The sequence below is a fragment of the Acidovorax sp. KKS102 genome (assembly GCF_000302535.1).
Classification (GTDB): Bacteria; Pseudomonadota; Gammaproteobacteria; order Burkholderiales; family Burkholderiaceae_C; genus Acidovorax.
In genome coordinates this window covers 3,858,530-3,873,844 of the sequence record NC_018708.1, presented here as the reverse complement: position 1 = coordinate 3,873,844, position 15,315 = coordinate 3,858,530, and the positions used below count along the sequence as shown (strand labels likewise).

The 15,315-nt window shown below is 66.6% G+C and carries 15 protein-coding genes; 3 read left to right on the top strand and 12 right to left on the bottom strand.

Annotated elements, in window-relative coordinates; all coding sequences use genetic code 11:
• Window positions 1–7: 7 nt before the first annotated feature.
• From C380_RS17715 to C380_RS17685, 7 genes are read right to left on the bottom strand one after another with little or no spacing between them, the layout of a single operon-like run.
• Window positions 8–883, bottom strand: coding sequence for a LytTR family DNA-binding domain-containing protein (locus C380_RS17715; RefSeq protein ID WP_015015208.1), 876 nt, complete (start codon window positions 881–883; stop codon window positions 8–10).
• Window positions 880–1,968: a sensor histidine kinase gene (locus C380_RS17710; protein WP_015015207.1), complete on the bottom strand. Its 1,089-nt coding sequence runs from the start codon at window positions 1,966–1,968 to the stop codon at window positions 880–882. The genes C380_RS17715 and C380_RS17710 overlap by 4 nt, the downstream gene beginning before the upstream one ends.
• Complete coding sequence (locus tag C380_RS17705; protein WP_015015206.1) at window positions 1,965–2,255, bottom strand: 2TM domain-containing protein; 291 nt, start codon at window positions 2,253–2,255, stop codon at window positions 1,965–1,967. The genes C380_RS17710 and C380_RS17705 overlap by 4 nt, the downstream gene beginning before the upstream one ends.
• A gap of 57 nt (window positions 2,256–2,312) precedes the next feature.
• Complete coding sequence (locus C380_RS17700) at window positions 2,313–3,389, bottom strand: alpha/beta hydrolase family protein (RefSeq protein ID WP_369750466.1); 1,077 nt, start codon at window positions 3,387–3,389, stop codon at window positions 2,313–2,315.
• Window positions 3,390–3,426: 37 nt separating this feature from the next.
• Window positions 3,427–3,720 (bottom strand): 2TM domain-containing protein, encoded by a 294-nt coding sequence (locus tag C380_RS17695; protein WP_015015204.1) that lies wholly within the window; start codon window positions 3,718–3,720, stop codon window positions 3,427–3,429.
• Window positions 3,721–3,755: 35 nt separating this feature from the next.
• Entirely contained in the window at window positions 3,756–4,325 is a 570-nt protein-coding gene (locus tag C380_RS17690; protein WP_015015203.1) for a DUF6622 family protein, read from the bottom strand.
• Window positions 4,326–4,364: 39 nt separating this feature from the next.
• Window positions 4,365–4,775, bottom strand: coding sequence for a DUF2306 domain-containing protein (locus C380_RS17685; RefSeq protein ID WP_015015202.1), 411 nt, complete (start codon window positions 4,773–4,775; stop codon window positions 4,365–4,367).
• A gap of 229 nt (window positions 4,776–5,004) precedes the next feature.
• Here C380_RS17685 and C380_RS17680 point away from each other — a divergent pair, with 229 nt between their 5' ends.
• Window positions 5,005–5,829 (top strand): undecaprenyl-diphosphate phosphatase, encoded by an 825-nt coding sequence (locus C380_RS17680; protein WP_015015201.1) that lies wholly within the window; start codon window positions 5,005–5,007, stop codon window positions 5,827–5,829.
• Between the two features lie 3 nt (window positions 5,830–5,832).
• On the opposite strand, the gene C380_RS25655 is transcribed toward C380_RS17680, so the two are convergent.
• Window positions 5,833–5,979 carry a hypothetical protein gene (locus C380_RS25655; RefSeq protein ID WP_238544038.1) on the bottom strand — a complete coding sequence of 49 codons (147 nt, stop codon included), beginning with the start codon at window positions 5,977–5,979 and terminating at the stop codon, window positions 5,833–5,835.
• Between C380_RS25655 and C380_RS17675 the strand changes: the two genes are divergently transcribed.
• Complete coding sequence (locus C380_RS17675; protein WP_238544037.1) at window positions 5,969–6,733, top strand: MipA/OmpV family protein; 765 nt, start codon at window positions 5,969–5,971, stop codon at window positions 6,731–6,733. The two genes, C380_RS25655 and C380_RS17675, sit on opposite strands and share 11 nt — an antisense overlap.
• 180 nt (window positions 6,734–6,913) lie before the next feature.
• Window positions 6,914–8,239, top strand: a complete 1,326-nt coding sequence (locus tag C380_RS17670) for a diguanylate cyclase domain-containing protein (protein ID WP_015015199.1) — start codon at window positions 6,914–6,916, stop codon at window positions 8,237–8,239.
• A gap of 69 nt (window positions 8,240–8,308) precedes the next feature.
• Here C380_RS17670 and C380_RS17665 read toward each other — a convergent pair whose 3' ends face one another.
• The 4 genes from C380_RS17665 to C380_RS17650 form a co-directional block, all read right to left on the bottom strand.
• The gene (locus tag C380_RS17665) at window positions 8,309–9,796 is read right to left on the bottom strand and encodes an FAD-binding oxidoreductase (RefSeq protein ID WP_015015198.1); all 1,488 of its coding nucleotides are present in this window, start codon (window positions 9,794–9,796) and stop codon (window positions 8,309–8,311) included.
• 120 nt (window positions 9,797–9,916) lie between these two features.
• The gene (locus C380_RS17660; protein WP_015015197.1) at window positions 9,917–11,713 is read right to left on the bottom strand and encodes a diguanylate cyclase; all 1,797 of its coding nucleotides are present in this window, start codon (window positions 11,711–11,713) and stop codon (window positions 9,917–9,919) included.
• Window positions 11,710–13,524, bottom strand: coding sequence for a diguanylate cyclase (locus C380_RS17655; RefSeq protein ID WP_238544036.1), 1,815 nt, complete (start codon window positions 13,522–13,524; stop codon window positions 11,710–11,712). The genes C380_RS17660 and C380_RS17655 overlap by 4 nt, the downstream gene beginning before the upstream one ends.
• Window positions 13,521–15,275, bottom strand: coding sequence for a diguanylate cyclase (locus C380_RS17650; protein WP_043565589.1), 1,755 nt, complete (start codon window positions 15,273–15,275; stop codon window positions 13,521–13,523). The genes C380_RS17655 and C380_RS17650 overlap by 4 nt, the downstream gene beginning before the upstream one ends.
• Between the last annotated feature and the right edge of the window lie 40 nt (window positions 15,276–15,315).

The window sequence follows — 15,315 nt, the reverse complement described above, 5'->3', positions numbered from 1 at the left end:
GGCGCAGCTACATCGCCTTGAACAGGTGCGCGTAGAGGCGGCTCACCGGCAGCCGCTCGGGCCGCCCGCGCAGGCTGAGGTGCTGCTTGCCCGCCTCGTCGCGCGTGACGGTGGCAATGTGAGTGGCGCGCACCAGGGTGCTGCGGTGCACCTGCCAGAACTCCTGCGGATCGAGCTGCTCGATCAGCTCCTTGAGCGCGGTGCGGATCAGGTATTCACGCTCGGCGGTGAGCACGCGCACGTACTTGTCGGCCGCCTCGAAATACACCACCTCTGCCACCGGCACCATGTGGATCTGGGTGCCGTGGCTGGCCTGGATCACGCTCAGCCGCGTGGCGGCAGCAGCAGGCGCGGCGGCGGGCGCAGTGCCCACGCCGGGTGCGCCCAGCAGCGCGCGCAGCTGGGCCATGGTGGCTTCGAGTTCGGGCGAGGGCAACGCCCCCGACGGTGCAGCGGGCGGTACGCTAGTAGCTGCGACGGCCGAAGCACGCTGCGCCAGCAGGCCCTGCACCTTGGCCACGGTGCGGGCCAGCCGGTCGGCCTGGATGGGCTTGAGCAGGTAGTCCACCGCCTGCGCTTCAAACGCCTGCACGGCGTACTGGTCGTAGGCCGTGGCAAACACCAGCGCCGGAAAGGGCTGGTCATTCGGCCATGCATCGGCCAGCTCGGCGGCCGCCTCGATGCCGCTCTGGCCGGGCATGCGGATGTCGAAGAACAGCACGTCCGGCCGCAACGCCAGCGCCTGCCGCACGGCCGAGCGGCCGTCGCCCACCACGGCCACCACTTGCAGCTCTGGCCACGCGCGGGTCAGGTCCTGCTGCAGGGCGGCGGCCAGCAGCGGTTCATCTTCGGCAATCAGGGCGCGTGAGACGGGCTCTGTCATGGTGTGACGGCAGATTTCAAGGGAAAAGTGACGGTAGCGCTAGTACCGCTTGGCTGAACAGCTATCAATTCAAGAGCGCCTGCGGAACCGTGCAGCGTGGCCAGGCGTTCGCGCACCTGGGCCAGGCCAAAGCTCTGGCCGGGGCCCGGGGCGGGCAGTGTGGCGGGCAGGCCTGCGCCGGTGTCTTGCACCTCGATGACCAGCAACGGGCCGTGGGGGCTCTCCTGGGTGGTGGCGCGCACGGTGATGTGGCCGCCTTCCACCTGGGGCTCCAGCCCGTGGCGGATGGCGTTCTCCACCAGCGGCTGCAGCAGCAGGGGCGGCACCGGCACATCGCGCAGGGCATCAGGCAGGTCCAGGGTGTAGGCCATGCGTGGCCCCATGCGCACGGCCATCAGCTCCAGATAGTCGCGCAGGCGCTCAAACTCCAAGGCCAGCGGATGCTGGGTGCTGCGCGATGCGCTGAGCGTGGCGCGCAGGTAGGCAATCATGCGGTCCAGCATGTGCTGCGCCCGGGCCGGGTCGGTGCCGATGAGCACGCGCAGGTTGGCCAGGGTGTTGAACAGCATGTGGGGTTCCAGCTGTGTCTCCAGCAGCTTCAGGCGCGATTCGCTGGCGTACATGCGCGCCTCGGCCATCTTGCCTTCCAGGTACGCCGACTTGTTGACCGCGTAGAAGTAGAACGTGCCCACCAGCCCCGCAATGGCGGTGATGAGGATGGACGTGCGCTGGTCAGCGCCGGAGATCAAGGAGCCCGCCGGGTAGAAGTGAAAGTAGTGCACGCAGAGCGTGTCTGCCAGCAAGGTGCCGGCCAGGTAGCCCACGACGATGCCTACCAGGACCAGCGCAATGCCCTGCCAGCCGTGCGGCCAGCCGGTTTCGGCGGCGGACGGTATCAGCTCGCGCCCCAGGTCGATGATGGCCCAGGTGAAGGTGCCGATCAGCACCGAATACACCACCGGTGGCCCGTAGGGCTTGTCGGGCATGAACGTGCACTGGATGGTGGCAACCACCAGGGTGAAGGCCACCACCTGCAGGTAGTGCCGCAGCTTGCTGACCCCGTTGAACTCGCGGTGCAGCTTCATGGCCGGTCTTGGCGGCGCTGCAGGGCCTCGCGCTCGCGCTGCACCATGCGCTCGCGCAGGCCGCTGCCAGTGCCCAGCAAAAACACCGACACCCCATGCAGCACCAGCCCCAGCCCCCAGCCCAGCAGCGGGTACACCGACCACGGGCGGGTGCCAAACGCATAGCGCGACATGGCAAAGATGAGGGCGTTGACCAGCACAAAGGCCATCGCATGCACGTACCAGCCCAGCTTGGCGTTGGCGCGGCGGCGGGCGAGTCGGTCGAGGTCTTCGGGTGTCATGGGCATGGAGCTTGGCATTCTAGGCGGCGCAACGGACGCGACAACGCGCCAGCATGGGCGTGGTCAGGGGCGTTGCGACGGCGTCGCCGGTTTCAGCGGCTGCAGATGCTTGGCAAAGAACGCCACGGTGCTTGCATCCACCTGCGGCAGCACGCTGCGGTCAAAGCCGGGCGGATCGCCCAGCAGCTCTCGCGTCAGGTCGTTCATGCGGTCCAGCGGCGGCATGGGCGACAGCATGATGCCGTGGCTGCCGTCCTGCAGGTCGGCAAGGTGGGTGCAGCGGTCCTGGCACGCGGCCAGCACAGCGCTGCTGTGAAAGCGGGGGATCTGGTTCACGTCCTTGCCTGCGGTGATGAGCCCTAGCGCGATGCGTGGGGTGGCCAGACTGCCCATGTCGAAGTCGGCTGCAAACGGCACCACGGCCACCGTGGCCGCCACGCGCGGGTCGGTGTGTGCATACAGCGTCTCGTCGCCAAACCGATGGCGGATGATGGTGATGGCCACGGCCTTTTTGATGCCGTCCAGCCAGTTGCCGTGCAGGCGGGTGGTGAAGCCGACGCAGGACGAAAAATCCTCCGCCAGATGGGCCTCGCAGTGCTGCTTGAAGCGGGCGGGCGACCATTGCCCCCCGGCAAACACCAGGGCGGTGTGGCCACCGGCCGAGCCTCCGAAAACGCCCACCTTGTCCAGCGCCAGCAGCGGCGCCAGGCGCGCATCCTGCGCCACGGCGTCCACGGCGCGGGAGACTTCGGCGGGGCGGCGCTTCCAGCTCTCCGGGCCCGGGGTGGAGTGGTCTTTGTAGTTGTCGCCCGCATGCTCTGGCAAGGCCACCACAAACCCTGCCTGCACCAGCGCACGCGCCAGGTCGGTGTGTACCCAGGGGCTGCCGCCCGAGCCGTGCGACACCACCACCAGTCGGCCGTTGCCAGGCACGGGAGTGCCCTGCCAGGCCAGCTGCAGCGCAAAGGGGCCGCGCTGCACGGGCTGGTCGGCCTCTTGTGCGGGGTAGAACACCGTGACGGGGCCGTCGCCCTGCTGTCCGGGCAACTCTGCGAGGCCCACGCCCGCATGGGCAGGGTTGGCCGTGATGACCGCGGCGGCCAGCAAGGCCAGGCACCAGGCCATCCAGGTTTTTGTCATGGCCGTGTGTTTGTAGTTGGGAGTCATCGTCAGCCGATCAGCGGGGATTCTGCGAAGCAGCCAGGCGATCGCGTTCTGCCTGCACCATGCGCTCGTGCAGGTCGCTGCCGCCTGCCAGAAAGAACACCACCACGCCGTGGATGGCCAGGCCAATGCCCCAGCCCAGGGCGGGGAACACTGCCCAGTGCCGTCCGCTGCCCACCGACAGGGCGACCAGCAAGAGGTTGACGAGGAGGTACACGCTGGCATGGATGTACCAGCCCATTTTGGCCCCGGCACGGCGGCGGGCCAGGCGTTCGATGGGGTCGGTCGTGAGTGTGTCGTGGCGCATGGAGTGCTCCTGTGCAGGGGGATGGTGGTGGGGGCTCAGGCGGTGGCGGGCGATGTGGCCAGGGGGGCGCTGCGTTGCACCAGCTTCCACAGCCGCAGCGCGCGGGCTGCAAACAGGCCGTTGAACACGCCATACAGCGCAGCGATCTGCAGCGCGAAGCCGCTGTCACGGGCCAGCGCGGGTTGCAGGGCCAGTTCCACCCCCACGAGGTATTTGGTGAGGAAGATGCCCAGAATCAGCGCCAGCGGCATGGCGCTACCCGGAATGTAGAAGCAGCGCGACTTGCTTTCGTACAGCGTGCCCTGGGGCGCCGCTGGTTGCAGCCACAGCGCCACGCCGGCAATCAGCACGGCGGCGGCCAGCCAGGCGCCCACCGGCAGCAGGGCCTGGCCCGCAGCGCCAAAGGCCGAGGCGATGCCGTACACCGACAGACCGGTCATCGCCACTGGCATGACCATGGCCCGCACCAGGCTCACGTTGCGGGCCAGCAGCTGGCTGCCGCCCAGCCAAATCAGACCGACCAGCAGGGCCCAGACCCAGTAAGGCGTGTTTTCGATGATGCGACCCAGCATCTGGGGTTGTTGGACAAGGAGGTTGAGCAGCATGGTGGTCGTCCTGTAAACAATGAAGGGAGGGGAGGGGTGTCAGATCAGTCCGAGTGCGGACCAGACCGTGTGGCCCAGAAAACGCCCAGGCAGCAACGTGAACACCCCGGCGACCACGCAGGCACCGATGTAGGTGCGCTGCATCATCTTGCGGTGGCCCACAACGTTGCGGCGGGCCAGATAGACAAAGGCCATGACCAGCATCCCCAGCGTCACCGGAATCAGCAGGTGAATGAGCCCAAAGCTTCCGAGGCGGGGGCCGCCGCCACCGGAAATGAAGAGGGCCGACACGGCAGTGGCGACCATCAGGGTCACCCAGGCGTAGCCAGCCGCGCGGTGAATGCGGGGGCGCTGCGTGGCGCCTTGGCGGGCCCAGAGGGCAATGGGGCCGATGGCAACGGCCGCCAGGGCGGCGGCCATGTGGATGGCGATGACGGGTGTGATTTGCATGGTGGGGCTCCTGACGGGTTCGATGGGGTGGACTGTGCCGGGAGCCCCCAGAGGCAGCCAGTGCCTTGCGACGAAATGCAGCCTTCGGGCCGTGAAATGCACGGGCGTGGCGTGAGTTGCGGGCCGTTTTTGCGCTGAAAGCGGCCCGCACAGGTGACAGAAGGGCCCCGCCGCCCGCTGCGCCAGCACGCCCGGCGGATAATCCCGCACCTATTTGCAAGGAGTGCGCGTGGACGTTGTATTGCTGGTCAAGGCCGCCATCATGGGGGTGGTCGAGGGGTTGACGGAGTTTTTGCCCATCTCTTCCACCGGGCACCTGATCCTGGCCGGGTCGCTGCTGGGGTTTGACGATGCCAAGGCCAAGGTGTTCGACATTGCCATCCAGACGGGCGCCATTTTTGCGGTGATTCTGGTGTACTGGGCCAAGATCCGTTCCACGCTGGTGGCCTTGCCCACCGAGCGCCAGGCGCAGCGGTTTGCGCTCAACGTGTTCATCGCCTTCGTGCCGGCCGTGGTGCTGGGTTTGCTGTTTGGCAAGGCCATCAAGGCGCACCTGTTCACGCCCGTGGTGGTGGCCAGCACCTTCATCATCGGCGGCTTCATCATCCTGTGGGCCGAGCGGCGACCGCCCTCGGCCACCCGCATCCACAGCGTGGACGCGATGACGCCGCTGGATGCCATCAAAGTCGGCCTGGTGCAGTGCCTGGCCATGATTCCGGGCACCAGCCGCAGCGGGGCCACCATCATCGGCGGCATGCTGCTGGGCCTGTCGCGCCAGGCGGCTACCGATTTTTCGTTCTTCCTGGCCATTCCCACGCTGATCGGGGCGGGGGTGTACAGCCTGTACAAAGAACGCGCGCTGCTGTCGGCAGCCGACATCCCGCTGTTTGCCACGGGGCTGGTGTTCTCCTTTCTCAGCGCCTGGCTGTGCGTGCGCTGGTTGTTGCGCTACATCAGTACCCACAGCTTTGTGCCGTTTGCCTACTACCGCATCGTGTTCGGCGTCATCGTTTTGGTGACTGCGTGGACGGGCTGGGTGCAGTGGGCCGACTGATAATTAGGTCATGCGTTTCACTACCGGTCGGGTCTCCGCTTCCTTGATTTCCTTGCGGGCGATGGCGCTTGCGGGCTTGTGCGTCAGCCCCTGGGTGAGCGCCCAGGGCTTGCCGGAGACTCCCGGCACGGACACCGCTGTGTCCGACAAGGCAGAGAGCCAGCAGGCCGCTGCGCCCAAATTCAACTACGCGATTGGCGCCATCGTGGGCAGCAGCCCCGACTATGCGGGTGGCGACGGCCGCAAGAACAGCCTGCGTCCCGCCTGGGCCATCGAGTACGGCCGGTTTCGCCTGAGCACCTCGCGCGGTAGCGCCTTCATGGGCCATGGCCTGGGGCCCCGCGAGTCCGGCGCCAGCGCCACGCTGGCGCAGAGCGACCGCTTTAGCCTGAGCGCAGCCTTGCGCATCGACAAGGGCCGCGATGGCTCGGATGCGCCCATTCTGGTGGGGCTGCCGTCGGTGCGGTCCACCCTGCGGGCGCGGATCAGCGCAGGCTATGCCATCACCGACCGCTGGGCCGTGGGCGCCGGGGTCTCGCAAGACATCCTGGGCCGCGATGGCGGCGCGCAGTGGTCCACCAGCATTGGCTACACCTGGCCTGTGACGGAGCAGACCAAGGTCAGCTTTGGGGCGGGCGCGAGCTTTGGGGACCGCACCTACCTGCGAGGGCATTTTGGGGTGCCTGCGGGCAGCAACAGCCCCTTGCCCGCGTTCGAGCCACGCGGTGGGCTGTACAGCGTCGACGCCGGGGTGGAGGTGATGACGGCGCTCAACCGGCACTGGGTGGTGCTGGGCGCGGCCCGGGTGTCGCAGTTGCAGGGCGATGCGCGCCGCAGCCCGCTGACCGTGCAGCCGGTGGGTTACTCGGTCTCGGTGGGCTTGGCTTATCGCTGCTGCCGCTAGGCCGTCCCCGGCGGCAAGGGGCGGCTGGGAGAGGGAGCGGCTGGCGAAAGTGCTAAGCTGCCGCTCACAGACAGTTACGCCCAGGCGGCCGCACCCTGTGCCATCACCCTCTCAGGGTATCTCTCAGGATGTATGAGGCCGCCTCTTCGCTGATCCTCTCCCCCATTGGGGTATTGCCGCATGACGCCAGAAGCGCCTGAGTTGTCCACGCACCCGGAGACCGCCCGCAAGCAGGTATGGTCCAAGGCAGACCTGCTGGATGTGATCACCCGCAGCGCGGGCGCCACCATGGCTGTGATCGACCGCAGCCTGTCGATGATCTATGTGAACGACGAATACGCGCGCTGGTTCGGCACCGTGCCGGAGGAACTGGTCGGCAAGACGCTGGTGGAGGTGTATGGCGAGCAGGATTGCGCCCGTTTCATGCCCTTTGTGAACCGGGTGCTCAGCGGCGAGCGGGTGCAGTACCAGCGCATGCTGCGAACGCCGTATGGCTTTGACGAGTGGCGCACCATCTGCCTGACGCCCTGGCACAACCCGCAAGGCGCGATTGACGGTTTCATCACCACGGCGCTGGACGTGCACGAGCTGCAGGTCACCATGAATGCGCTGCGCGCGGCCAACCAGCGCCTGTCGTCCCACATGGAGAACAGCCCCCTGGCCGTGGTGGAGATGGACCACCAGCTGCAGCTGCTGCATTGCTCGCAGCGCGCGGTGCAACTGCTGGGCTGGCTGCATGTGGCGGGGCTGGAGGGGCGGCTGCTGACGGACCTGCTGGCCCCCGCATCGATGGACGACAGCCTGCAGCAGGCGCTGCAGCGGCTGCAGTCCGGCCAGGAGTCGCAGAACCGGGCCGAGACCTGTTTTGTGCGCAGCGATGGCACTGAGGTGCACTGCGAGTGGTTCAACTCCGCCTTGACCGACGCAGACGGCCAGGTGACCTCGATCATGGCGCTGGTGCAGGATGTGTCCGCCAAGATCCAGATCGCCCGGCAGCAGCACTACCTGGCCAACCACGACTCGCTGACCGGGTTGCTCAACCGCGCTGCTTTCCAGGGGCGGCTGGAGCAGTCGCTGCTGCATGCGCGGCACACCGACGGGTCGGTGGCGCTGTTGTTCATTGACCTCGACGGGTTCAAGCACGTGAACGACGCCGAAGGCCACCGCGCGGGCGATGAGGTGCTGCGCATCGTGGCCCAGCGCATTGCCAGCACGGTGCGTGCGGGCGACACCATGGCGCGGCTCGGGGGCGACGAGTTTCTGGTGATGTTGGACCGCGAGGTGACGCGTGAGGTCACCGATACCATCGGCCACCGCATCATCGACGCCCTGCAGCAGGGAATGACGGTGGACGGACGCGAGCTGCGCATTGGAGCCAGCATTGGTGTGGCGGTGTACCCCCCGCTGGAGGGAGACATCGACGCGCTGATGAACCGCGCCGACCAGGCCATGTACTCAGCCAAGCGGGCAGGCAAGGGCCGCCTGCATTACGCGCAGACGGCCTGATCTAACGGGCCTCTTAGCGTGCCCCCTCGGGGCAGGTGCATCACCTCACCGCATCACCGCATTGGCGCGTTACGGCAGCCGAATGCTTTGCTGGAAGTGGAAGAAGTTGCCAGGGTCGTAGGCCACCTTGACCTGCTGAAGCTGCGGGTAGGCGGGGCCCCAGTAGGCCGAGGCAAAGTCGGTCAGCCGCGCATCCGGATAGTTCTGGTACACGTGGCCGTTCAGGAACGGCCGCACCAGCTGCATGAAGCCGTCGAGCCAGGCTTCCATCTGGGCGCGTTCGGCCGGGTTGCGCCAGAACACATCCACCACCAGGTCAGCGTCCACATTGCGATGCACAAAGGCGCTGTCGCCCACAGGGTAGCGGTTGATGGCGCCGCCGTAGGGCTCCAGATACGCCAGCGACCAGGGGTTGGGCGAGGTCTTGAAGTAGTCGATGATGCGTTGCCAGTCGGCGGGCGAGAGCCGGGTATTGATGTATCCGCTGGCCTTGGTTTCGGCGATGCCGTCCGGCAGGTTGTCGGGCAGGGTGTAGGGGTGGTCTTCCAGCCACACGTTCATGTCGGGGTAGGTGCCGGTCTTGTCCACCAGCAGCTGCGCGCTGGGGATGGCCATCAGCGGTGCAATGGCTGCCAGCCCTTCCTCGCGGCTGCCGCAGAACATGCCTTGCACCATGTACACGGGCACACCGTTCTGGAAGCCGAGGTTCATCATGTAGCCCAAGGCGTCGGGCGCACCGGTCTTCATGTAGCCAGCCTGCAGCAGCGTGAGTACCTGGGCCGCGTGCACGGCGTCCCAGCTGATGGCCCAGGCCCACACCTGGTCCAGTCTCTGCATGCGGTAGGTCACCTGCAGCACCACGCCAAAGTTGCCGCCCGTGCCGCCGCGCAGGGCCCAGTAGAGGTCAGGGTGCTCCTGCGCGCTGGCAGTGACGATGGTGCCGTTGGCCAGCGCCACACGGAAGGAGTCCACCAGATCGCTCTGGATGCCGAACGCACGCGAGGTGTAGCCGTAACCGCCGCCTTGCACAAAGCCCCCCACGCACACACTGCCACAGGCGCCCGTGGGCACATGCCAGCCCGTATGGTTCATGGCGCCGTTGAAGTGGTCGAAGTCGGTGCCGGGCAGCACGTGCACGCGTTCGCGCGCAGGGTCTAGCACCACGCCCTGCAGGTCGCTCAGGTCCACCACCATGCCGCTGTTGACCGAGTAGCCTGCCGTGCTGTGGCCACCACAACGCACGGCCACCCACACGCCGTAGGTGCGGGCCACGGCCAGGCACTCCAGCACATCGTTTTCGCAGGCGCAAAAGACGATGATCTCCGGGTACGACTGGAAGGCCGGGTTCGACTCCTGCCGCGCTGCGTTGTAGTCGGGGCTGGAGGGCAGCACGATGCGCCCTACGATCCGCGCCTCCAGCGCGGCCACCGCCTCCCACGTGAGCACCGGTGCGCTGGCCTGCGCCGCGCTCAATGCCGGCTGTTTTGCCGCCAAAGATAAAAAGTGCGCGACGCGTGCGTCTTTGGCGAGGCGGGCCGAACTTTTGCGATGGGCCATGGCGAGCGATCCTTCAGGAAGTTGCGAAGCCCCGGGTGTACCGGAGCCGGATCGCTTTGACCAGAGGGAAATGGCTGGCGCATGTTGTCGGCCTGCATCCGTGCCCGCAGGGCGGGGCTGTCAGGCGGAGGACAGTGCAAGGTCGCCCGTGTTGCGCCGCAGGCAGAACTTGCCGCCCTGTTTGCCGCTGTACATGGCGGCGTCGGCCAGCTTGAGCAGGCCAATCGCGTCAGTGCTGTCGTGTGGTGCGATGGCGTACCCAATGGTCAGACCGATCTCCACCTGCACGTTGTTCAGCGAAAACGGCGAACGGAATGCGTCCAGCAGCTTGTGCCCCAGCTCCTGTGCCTGTTGCAGGCTCTGCAACTGTCCGGCCATCACCACGAACTCGTCCCCGCCGAGGCGCGCCACCAGGTCGCTCTGGCGCACATGGCCCTGCAGGCGCCGTGTCACGGCCACGAGCAGTTCGTCGCCCACATCGTGGCCATGCTGGTCGTTGACGGGTTTGAACCCGTCAAGGTCCATCACGTACACCGCGAGCATTTTTTCGGCACTGCAACGCGAAAGCGCGGACGCAAGCGAGATATTGAGCCCGCGCCGGTTGGGCAGGCCGGTGAGCGGATCGGTGTGGGCGAGGGATCGCATCACGTCACGCTCGCGGTTGGCGTCCAGCGCCTCCAGCCGCAGCGCCTTGGTGCGAAGGCCCAGCACGCGCATGAACAGCAGCATGTCCAGCGTGGCGCCAAACTGGAAGGAGTGCAGCGTCCAGAAATTCACAGGTACCCATCCCTGGATCACGCCAATGACCGTGGCAGTCGCCAGAAAGTACACCATCCAGGCGAGCAGCAAGGTAGAGCCGACCGGGTCTCCCAGCCGTGCGCGGCGCACCGCCCCCGGGATGCCCATGAGCGCAGGCACCAGCCCCAGGATGCTGACGATGCCCGTCACTGCGCGGGTGCTGAGCAGGTCGAGGGCATAGAGGGCGGCCAGCACCACGCACAGCACAGCACCGCCCCGCATGCTGCGCAGTAGCCGGCTGCGGGGCCGGTCACCGGCCAGGGCCTGGCTGATGAAGAGAAAGGAGCCGCAGGTGGCTGTGAGCGCGGCCAGGCTGGCGGCATGCAGTTCCGCCCAAGGCATGTCGCGCCACAGGTATTGGGTGCCCAGGCCAAACAGGTGCAGCGAAAACAGCAGGCTGCCCGTGATGAGCAGTGCGTACTGGATGAACAGCACGTCCCGCAAATTGAGCCACTGCGCCAGGCTGTAGATCAGCAGGCACAGCGCCAGCCCTGTGAGAATGCCTTGCAGCATTTGCTCGTTCAGTGCCTTGCTGTGCCAGGTGGTGGGTTTGTTCAGAGTGATAGGGAGCACCATGGCACCCCGGGTTTCCACACGCAGCAGTAGGTCGTAGGCATGCCCTGGCAGCATGGTCAATGGCAGGGCGTGCGTGCGGCTGCGCAGCGGGCGCTGTGTGTAGGGCTGCAGGCTGCCCAGCGTGGCCTGCTGGGTGACGTGACCGTCTGCAGCCAGGTACACCTCGATGCGCTGCAGCACGGGATAGTCGATATCCAGCACCCACAGGCCGTTGGAGGCTACCGGCACGGTGACCGGGATGCGCACCCACACCGGTTCCGCCCGCACGCCCAGGGTGCCGCTGGTGCCGGGTGGGGTTTGAAAGCGGGCCAATTCCGCAAGAACATCATTCACGAGCAAGGTGCCGGAGGGGTCTGGCAGCACGGTGACTGCAGGCCAGGCCTCGATGGAGAGCAGGTCATCCCGCAGTTCGAGGGGCGCAGCCCGGGCATTGGTCGGGAATGCTCCCATCAGCAGACACAGTCCCGCCAACAGGCAGACCGCACGCCACCAGCTTGCCAGAACCGGGCGGTGACCAAAGCCACTGAAGCGCGTGTAAGTCATGAGGTCAGCGCCAGTTCGCCCGGATTGCGGCGGATGCAGTGTTTGCCGCTCTCCTTGCCTGCATACATGGCGGCATCCGCCAGCCGGACCAGATGCTGCGCATCGTCGCTGTCCAACGGTGCCAGTGCGTAGCCGATGGTGAGGCCCACCTGAATGGACAGGTGGCTCAGCCGGAATGGCTGTTCAAACGCATGCAGCAAGGATTGCCCCAATTCCTGGGCCTGCTGGGGGGTGGCCAGTTCGCGCGCCATGACGATGAACTCGTCGCCGCCCAGGCGGGCTACCAGGTCGGTGTGCTGTCGCACGTTGGCCTGCAGCCGGTGGCCCACGGCCACCAGCAGGTCATCGCCCACATCGTGGCCATAGGTGTCGTTGACCGGCTTGAAACCGTCCAGGTCCATGAGGTAAACGGCCACCAGGCGCTGGGGGCTGGCCTGTGCCAGCGCCGACTGCAGCGCCATTTGCATGCCGCGCCGGTTGCTGAGCCCGGTGAGCGAGTCGGTGTAGGCGAGTGAGCGCATGGTGTCGCGCTCGCGCAGCGCCTCGGAGGCCGCTTGGCGCAAGGCGGCAGAGCGCTGGCCGAGTACCCGCAGGAACAGCAGCATGTCGGCAGCCGCCCCGAGCTGGAAGGAGTGCAGCGTCCAGAAGTTGACGGGCAGCAGGCCTTGCACCAGACACACCATGGTCACTGCTGCCGTGAAGTACGCGACCCAGGCCGCGAGCAACGTGGTGCTGACGGAGTCCCCCCGACGTGCACGCGCTACGGCGATGGGCAGGCTGATGAGCGAGGGCAGGGGGCCCAACACGCTGATGATGGCGGTGGTGGTCCGGGTGTTGATCAGGTCAACCAGGAAGGCCGCGAGCAGCACGAGGCTCAGCACTGCGCCCGCCTGCATCACCCGCAGGAACCGGCTGTGGGGCATGTGGCCCATGAGCGCATGGCCCATGAAGAGGAAAGAGCCCGCAATGGCCAGCAGCCCTGCCGCCCCTGCGGCGTGGACCTCGATCCATAGCTGGTCGCTCCACAGGAATTGGGTCCCCACACCGAAGAACTGCAGCGAGAACACTGCACTGCCCACCACCAGCATGCAGTAGTAGAGGAACAGCTTTTCGCGCTGGCTGGCCCATTGGGTAAAGCTGTAGACCACCAGGCACAGGGCCAGCCCGGCCAGCACGCCCTGGAACATCTGCTCGCGCAGAGACCGGTGCACCAGATAAGGTGCCTTGCTCAGGGTGATGGGCAGGATCATTGCGCCCGAAGTCTGTACGCGGATCAGCAGCTGATAGGGCGTGTCCGCCGCCAGGTCCAGCGTCATCGCCGGGGTGCGGCCGCGCAGCGGGCGCTCGGAGTAAGGCCGCAAATTGCCCAGCGCCGCGTGCTGAATCAGCTGGCCTTGCTGGGTGAGGTAGATATCAACTTCATTGAGCACCGCAAAGTCGATGTTCACGATCCATTCATTGCCCGACGCCACGCGCGACATCAGCGGCACCCGCAGCCAAATGGCCTCCTTGCGCACACCCAGGCTGCCGCCACGGCTCGGGGGCTCTGCAAACTCGGGCAAACGTGCCAGCGCGTCCTGCACGCCCCATTGCTGTGAAGGGTCGGCCAGTAGGGTGGCTACGGACCAGACGTTGACCGGGCGGGAGTCGGCGGGCAGCACGAGCGGGCCGGGGGCTGCGGCCCGCGCGGTGGCGGGCAGGGACAGCACGTGCCAGATTGCCAGTAACAGCAGCCACAGCAGAGGGCGTGGGAGTGTGGGCCGACCAGTGGGCCGATTGGTGGGCAGGGCGTTGCGATGCATCGTCGTCATGCCAGTGCTGCCGTGGCGGGGATGCGCTGCAACGAGTGCTTGCCGCGTTGTTTGCCTGCGTACATCGCGGCATCTGCATACCGCAGAAGGCCCTGCGGTTCGTCGCTGTCCAGCGGCGCGAGCGCGTACCCGATGGTCAGGCCCACCTGGATGCGCAAATGGCTCAGCGTGAGCGGATGCTCAAAGGCCCGCAGCAGCGAACGGCCCAAGTCCTCGGCCTGCTCGGGCGTGGCCAGGTCGCGGGCCATGATGATGAACTCGTCCCCGCCAAGCCGTGCGACCAGGTCTGTCTGGTGCCGCACATTGGCCTGGAGGCGGTGGCCCACTGCGACCAGCAGATCGTCCCCCACATCATGGCCGTGCGCATCGTTGATCGGCTTGAACCCATCCAGGTCCATCAGGTAGACCGCAACCAGCCGCTGGGGTGAGCAGTGGGCTAGCGCGGCGTGCAACGCGTGCTGGAGACCGCGCCGGTTGCTCAGACCGGTGAGCGGATCGGTGTTGGCCAGCGACTGCATCAGATCGCGCTCGCGCATGGCCTCCTGGGCTTGGGCCTGGACCGCCCGGGCGCGCAGGCCCAGCACGCGGAAGAACAGCAGCATGTCCAGGGTGGCGCCGATCTGGAACGAGTGCAGTGTCCAGAAGTTGGCAGATACCCAGCCCTGCACCAGGCACACCATCACACCGGCAGCGATGCCAAAGGCGATCCAGGCCACCAGCAAGGTGGCGCCAATGGGGTCTTTCTGCCGCACGCGCGCCAGAGCTGCTGGAAGGCTGATGAACGAGGGCAGTGCGCCCGCAAGACTCATGAACGCAATCGCAAACGGCACAGTCAACCAGCCCAGCACCAAGGCAATGCAGACCGCTGCCGTGATGCCTGCACCCACCCGCATGGTGCGCGCATACCGGCTGTTGGGGTTGTCTCCAGCCAGTGTGTGACCGAGGAAAAGGAACGACCCGGTCAGCGCCATCAGCCCGGCTGCTGGGCCGGAGTACCGGTCCATCCAAGGGTTGTTGGGCCACAGATACTGCGGGCCAATACCAAAGAACTGCAGCGAGAAGCCCGCACTGCCCAGCACGACCAGTGCATAAAAGCCGAACATGCGGTCACGCTGCGTGACCCACTGAATCAGGCTGTACGCAAGCAGGCAAAAAGCCAGTCCGTTGAGGAGCCCTTGAAGGATCTGCTCACCCAAGGCGTGGCGCAGGTGAATGGGCATTTCGCTGACCGTGATGGGCAGAATCAGCGGGCCCGTGGCCTGCACGCGTACCAGCAGGTCGTACTGTTGTCCGGGCTGCAGGTCGAAGGCCATGGCGGGCGTTCGGCCTGCCAGTTGCGCTGGATCGGATTGGCGTGCGCGGGCCTGCTGCAGCACCTTGCCTCCCTGGGCCAGATACAGGTCGGCCCTCAGCGAGCTGTAGCCGAGGTTGACAACCCAGGACGTGCGCTGCGCCTCGCGCGCAACGATGGGAATGTGCAGCCACATGGCCGCCTTGTGCACGCCCAGCGAGTTGCCGGGGCGCGCCGGCGGTTTGAACTCGCCCAGGCGGTTCAACATGTCCTCGACCGAGAGCTGGTAGGTGGGGTCGGCCTGGAGTGTTACGGCTTCCCAGGCGTCCACTTCCGGCCTGTCGTGCGTGAGCACCAAGGGCTCGCCTGCCTGCACTTGCCCAGGCAACGCGGTGAGCACCAGCAGGCACAGCACCATGCTCGCCACGCCGCAACCCGCACGCCAAAGGCGGGCCAGCATCGGGAGGTTGCGCAACGCGGGAGGCATGAGCGATGGCGCT

Coding starts and splice junctions, on each gene's coding strand:
- C380_RS17715 (WP_015015208.1), bottom strand. CDS start 883: ATGACAGAGCCCGTCTCACGCGCCCTGATTGCCGAAGATGAACCGCTG.
- C380_RS17710 (WP_015015207.1), bottom strand. CDS start 1,968: ATGAAGCTGCACCGCGAGTTCAACGGGGTCAGCAAGCTGCGGCACTAC.
- C380_RS17705 (WP_015015206.1), bottom strand. CDS start 2,255: ATGCCCATGACACCCGAAGACCTCGACCGACTCGCCCGCCGCCGCGCC.
- C380_RS17700 (WP_369750466.1), bottom strand. CDS start 3,389: ATGACAAAAACCTGGATGGCCTGGTGCCTGGCCTTGCTGGCCGCCGCG.
- C380_RS17695 (WP_015015204.1), bottom strand. CDS start 3,720: ATGCGCCACGACACACTCACGACCGACCCCATCGAACGCCTGGCCCGC.
- C380_RS17690 (WP_015015203.1), bottom strand. CDS start 4,325: ATGCTGCTCAACCTCCTTGTCCAACAACCCCAGATGCTGGGTCGCATC.
- C380_RS17685 (WP_015015202.1), bottom strand. CDS start 4,775: ATGCAAATCACACCCGTCATCGCCATCCACATGGCCGCCGCCCTGGCG.
- C380_RS17670 (WP_015015199.1), top strand. CDS start 6,914: ATGACGCCAGAAGCGCCTGAGTTGTCCACGCACCCGGAGACCGCCCGC.
- C380_RS17665 (WP_015015198.1), bottom strand. CDS start 9,796: ATGGCCCATCGCAAAAGTTCGGCCCGCCTCGCCAAAGACGCACGCGTC.
- C380_RS17660 (WP_015015197.1), bottom strand. CDS start 11,713: ATGACTTACACGCGCTTCAGTGGCTTTGGTCACCGCCCGGTTCTGGCA.
- C380_RS17655 (WP_238544036.1), bottom strand. CDS start 13,524: ATGACGACGATGCATCGCAACGCCCTGCCCACCAATCGGCCCACTGGT.
- C380_RS17650 (WP_043565589.1), bottom strand. CDS start 15,275: ATGCTGGCCCGCCTTTGGCGTGCGGGTTGCGGCGTGGCGAGCATGGTG.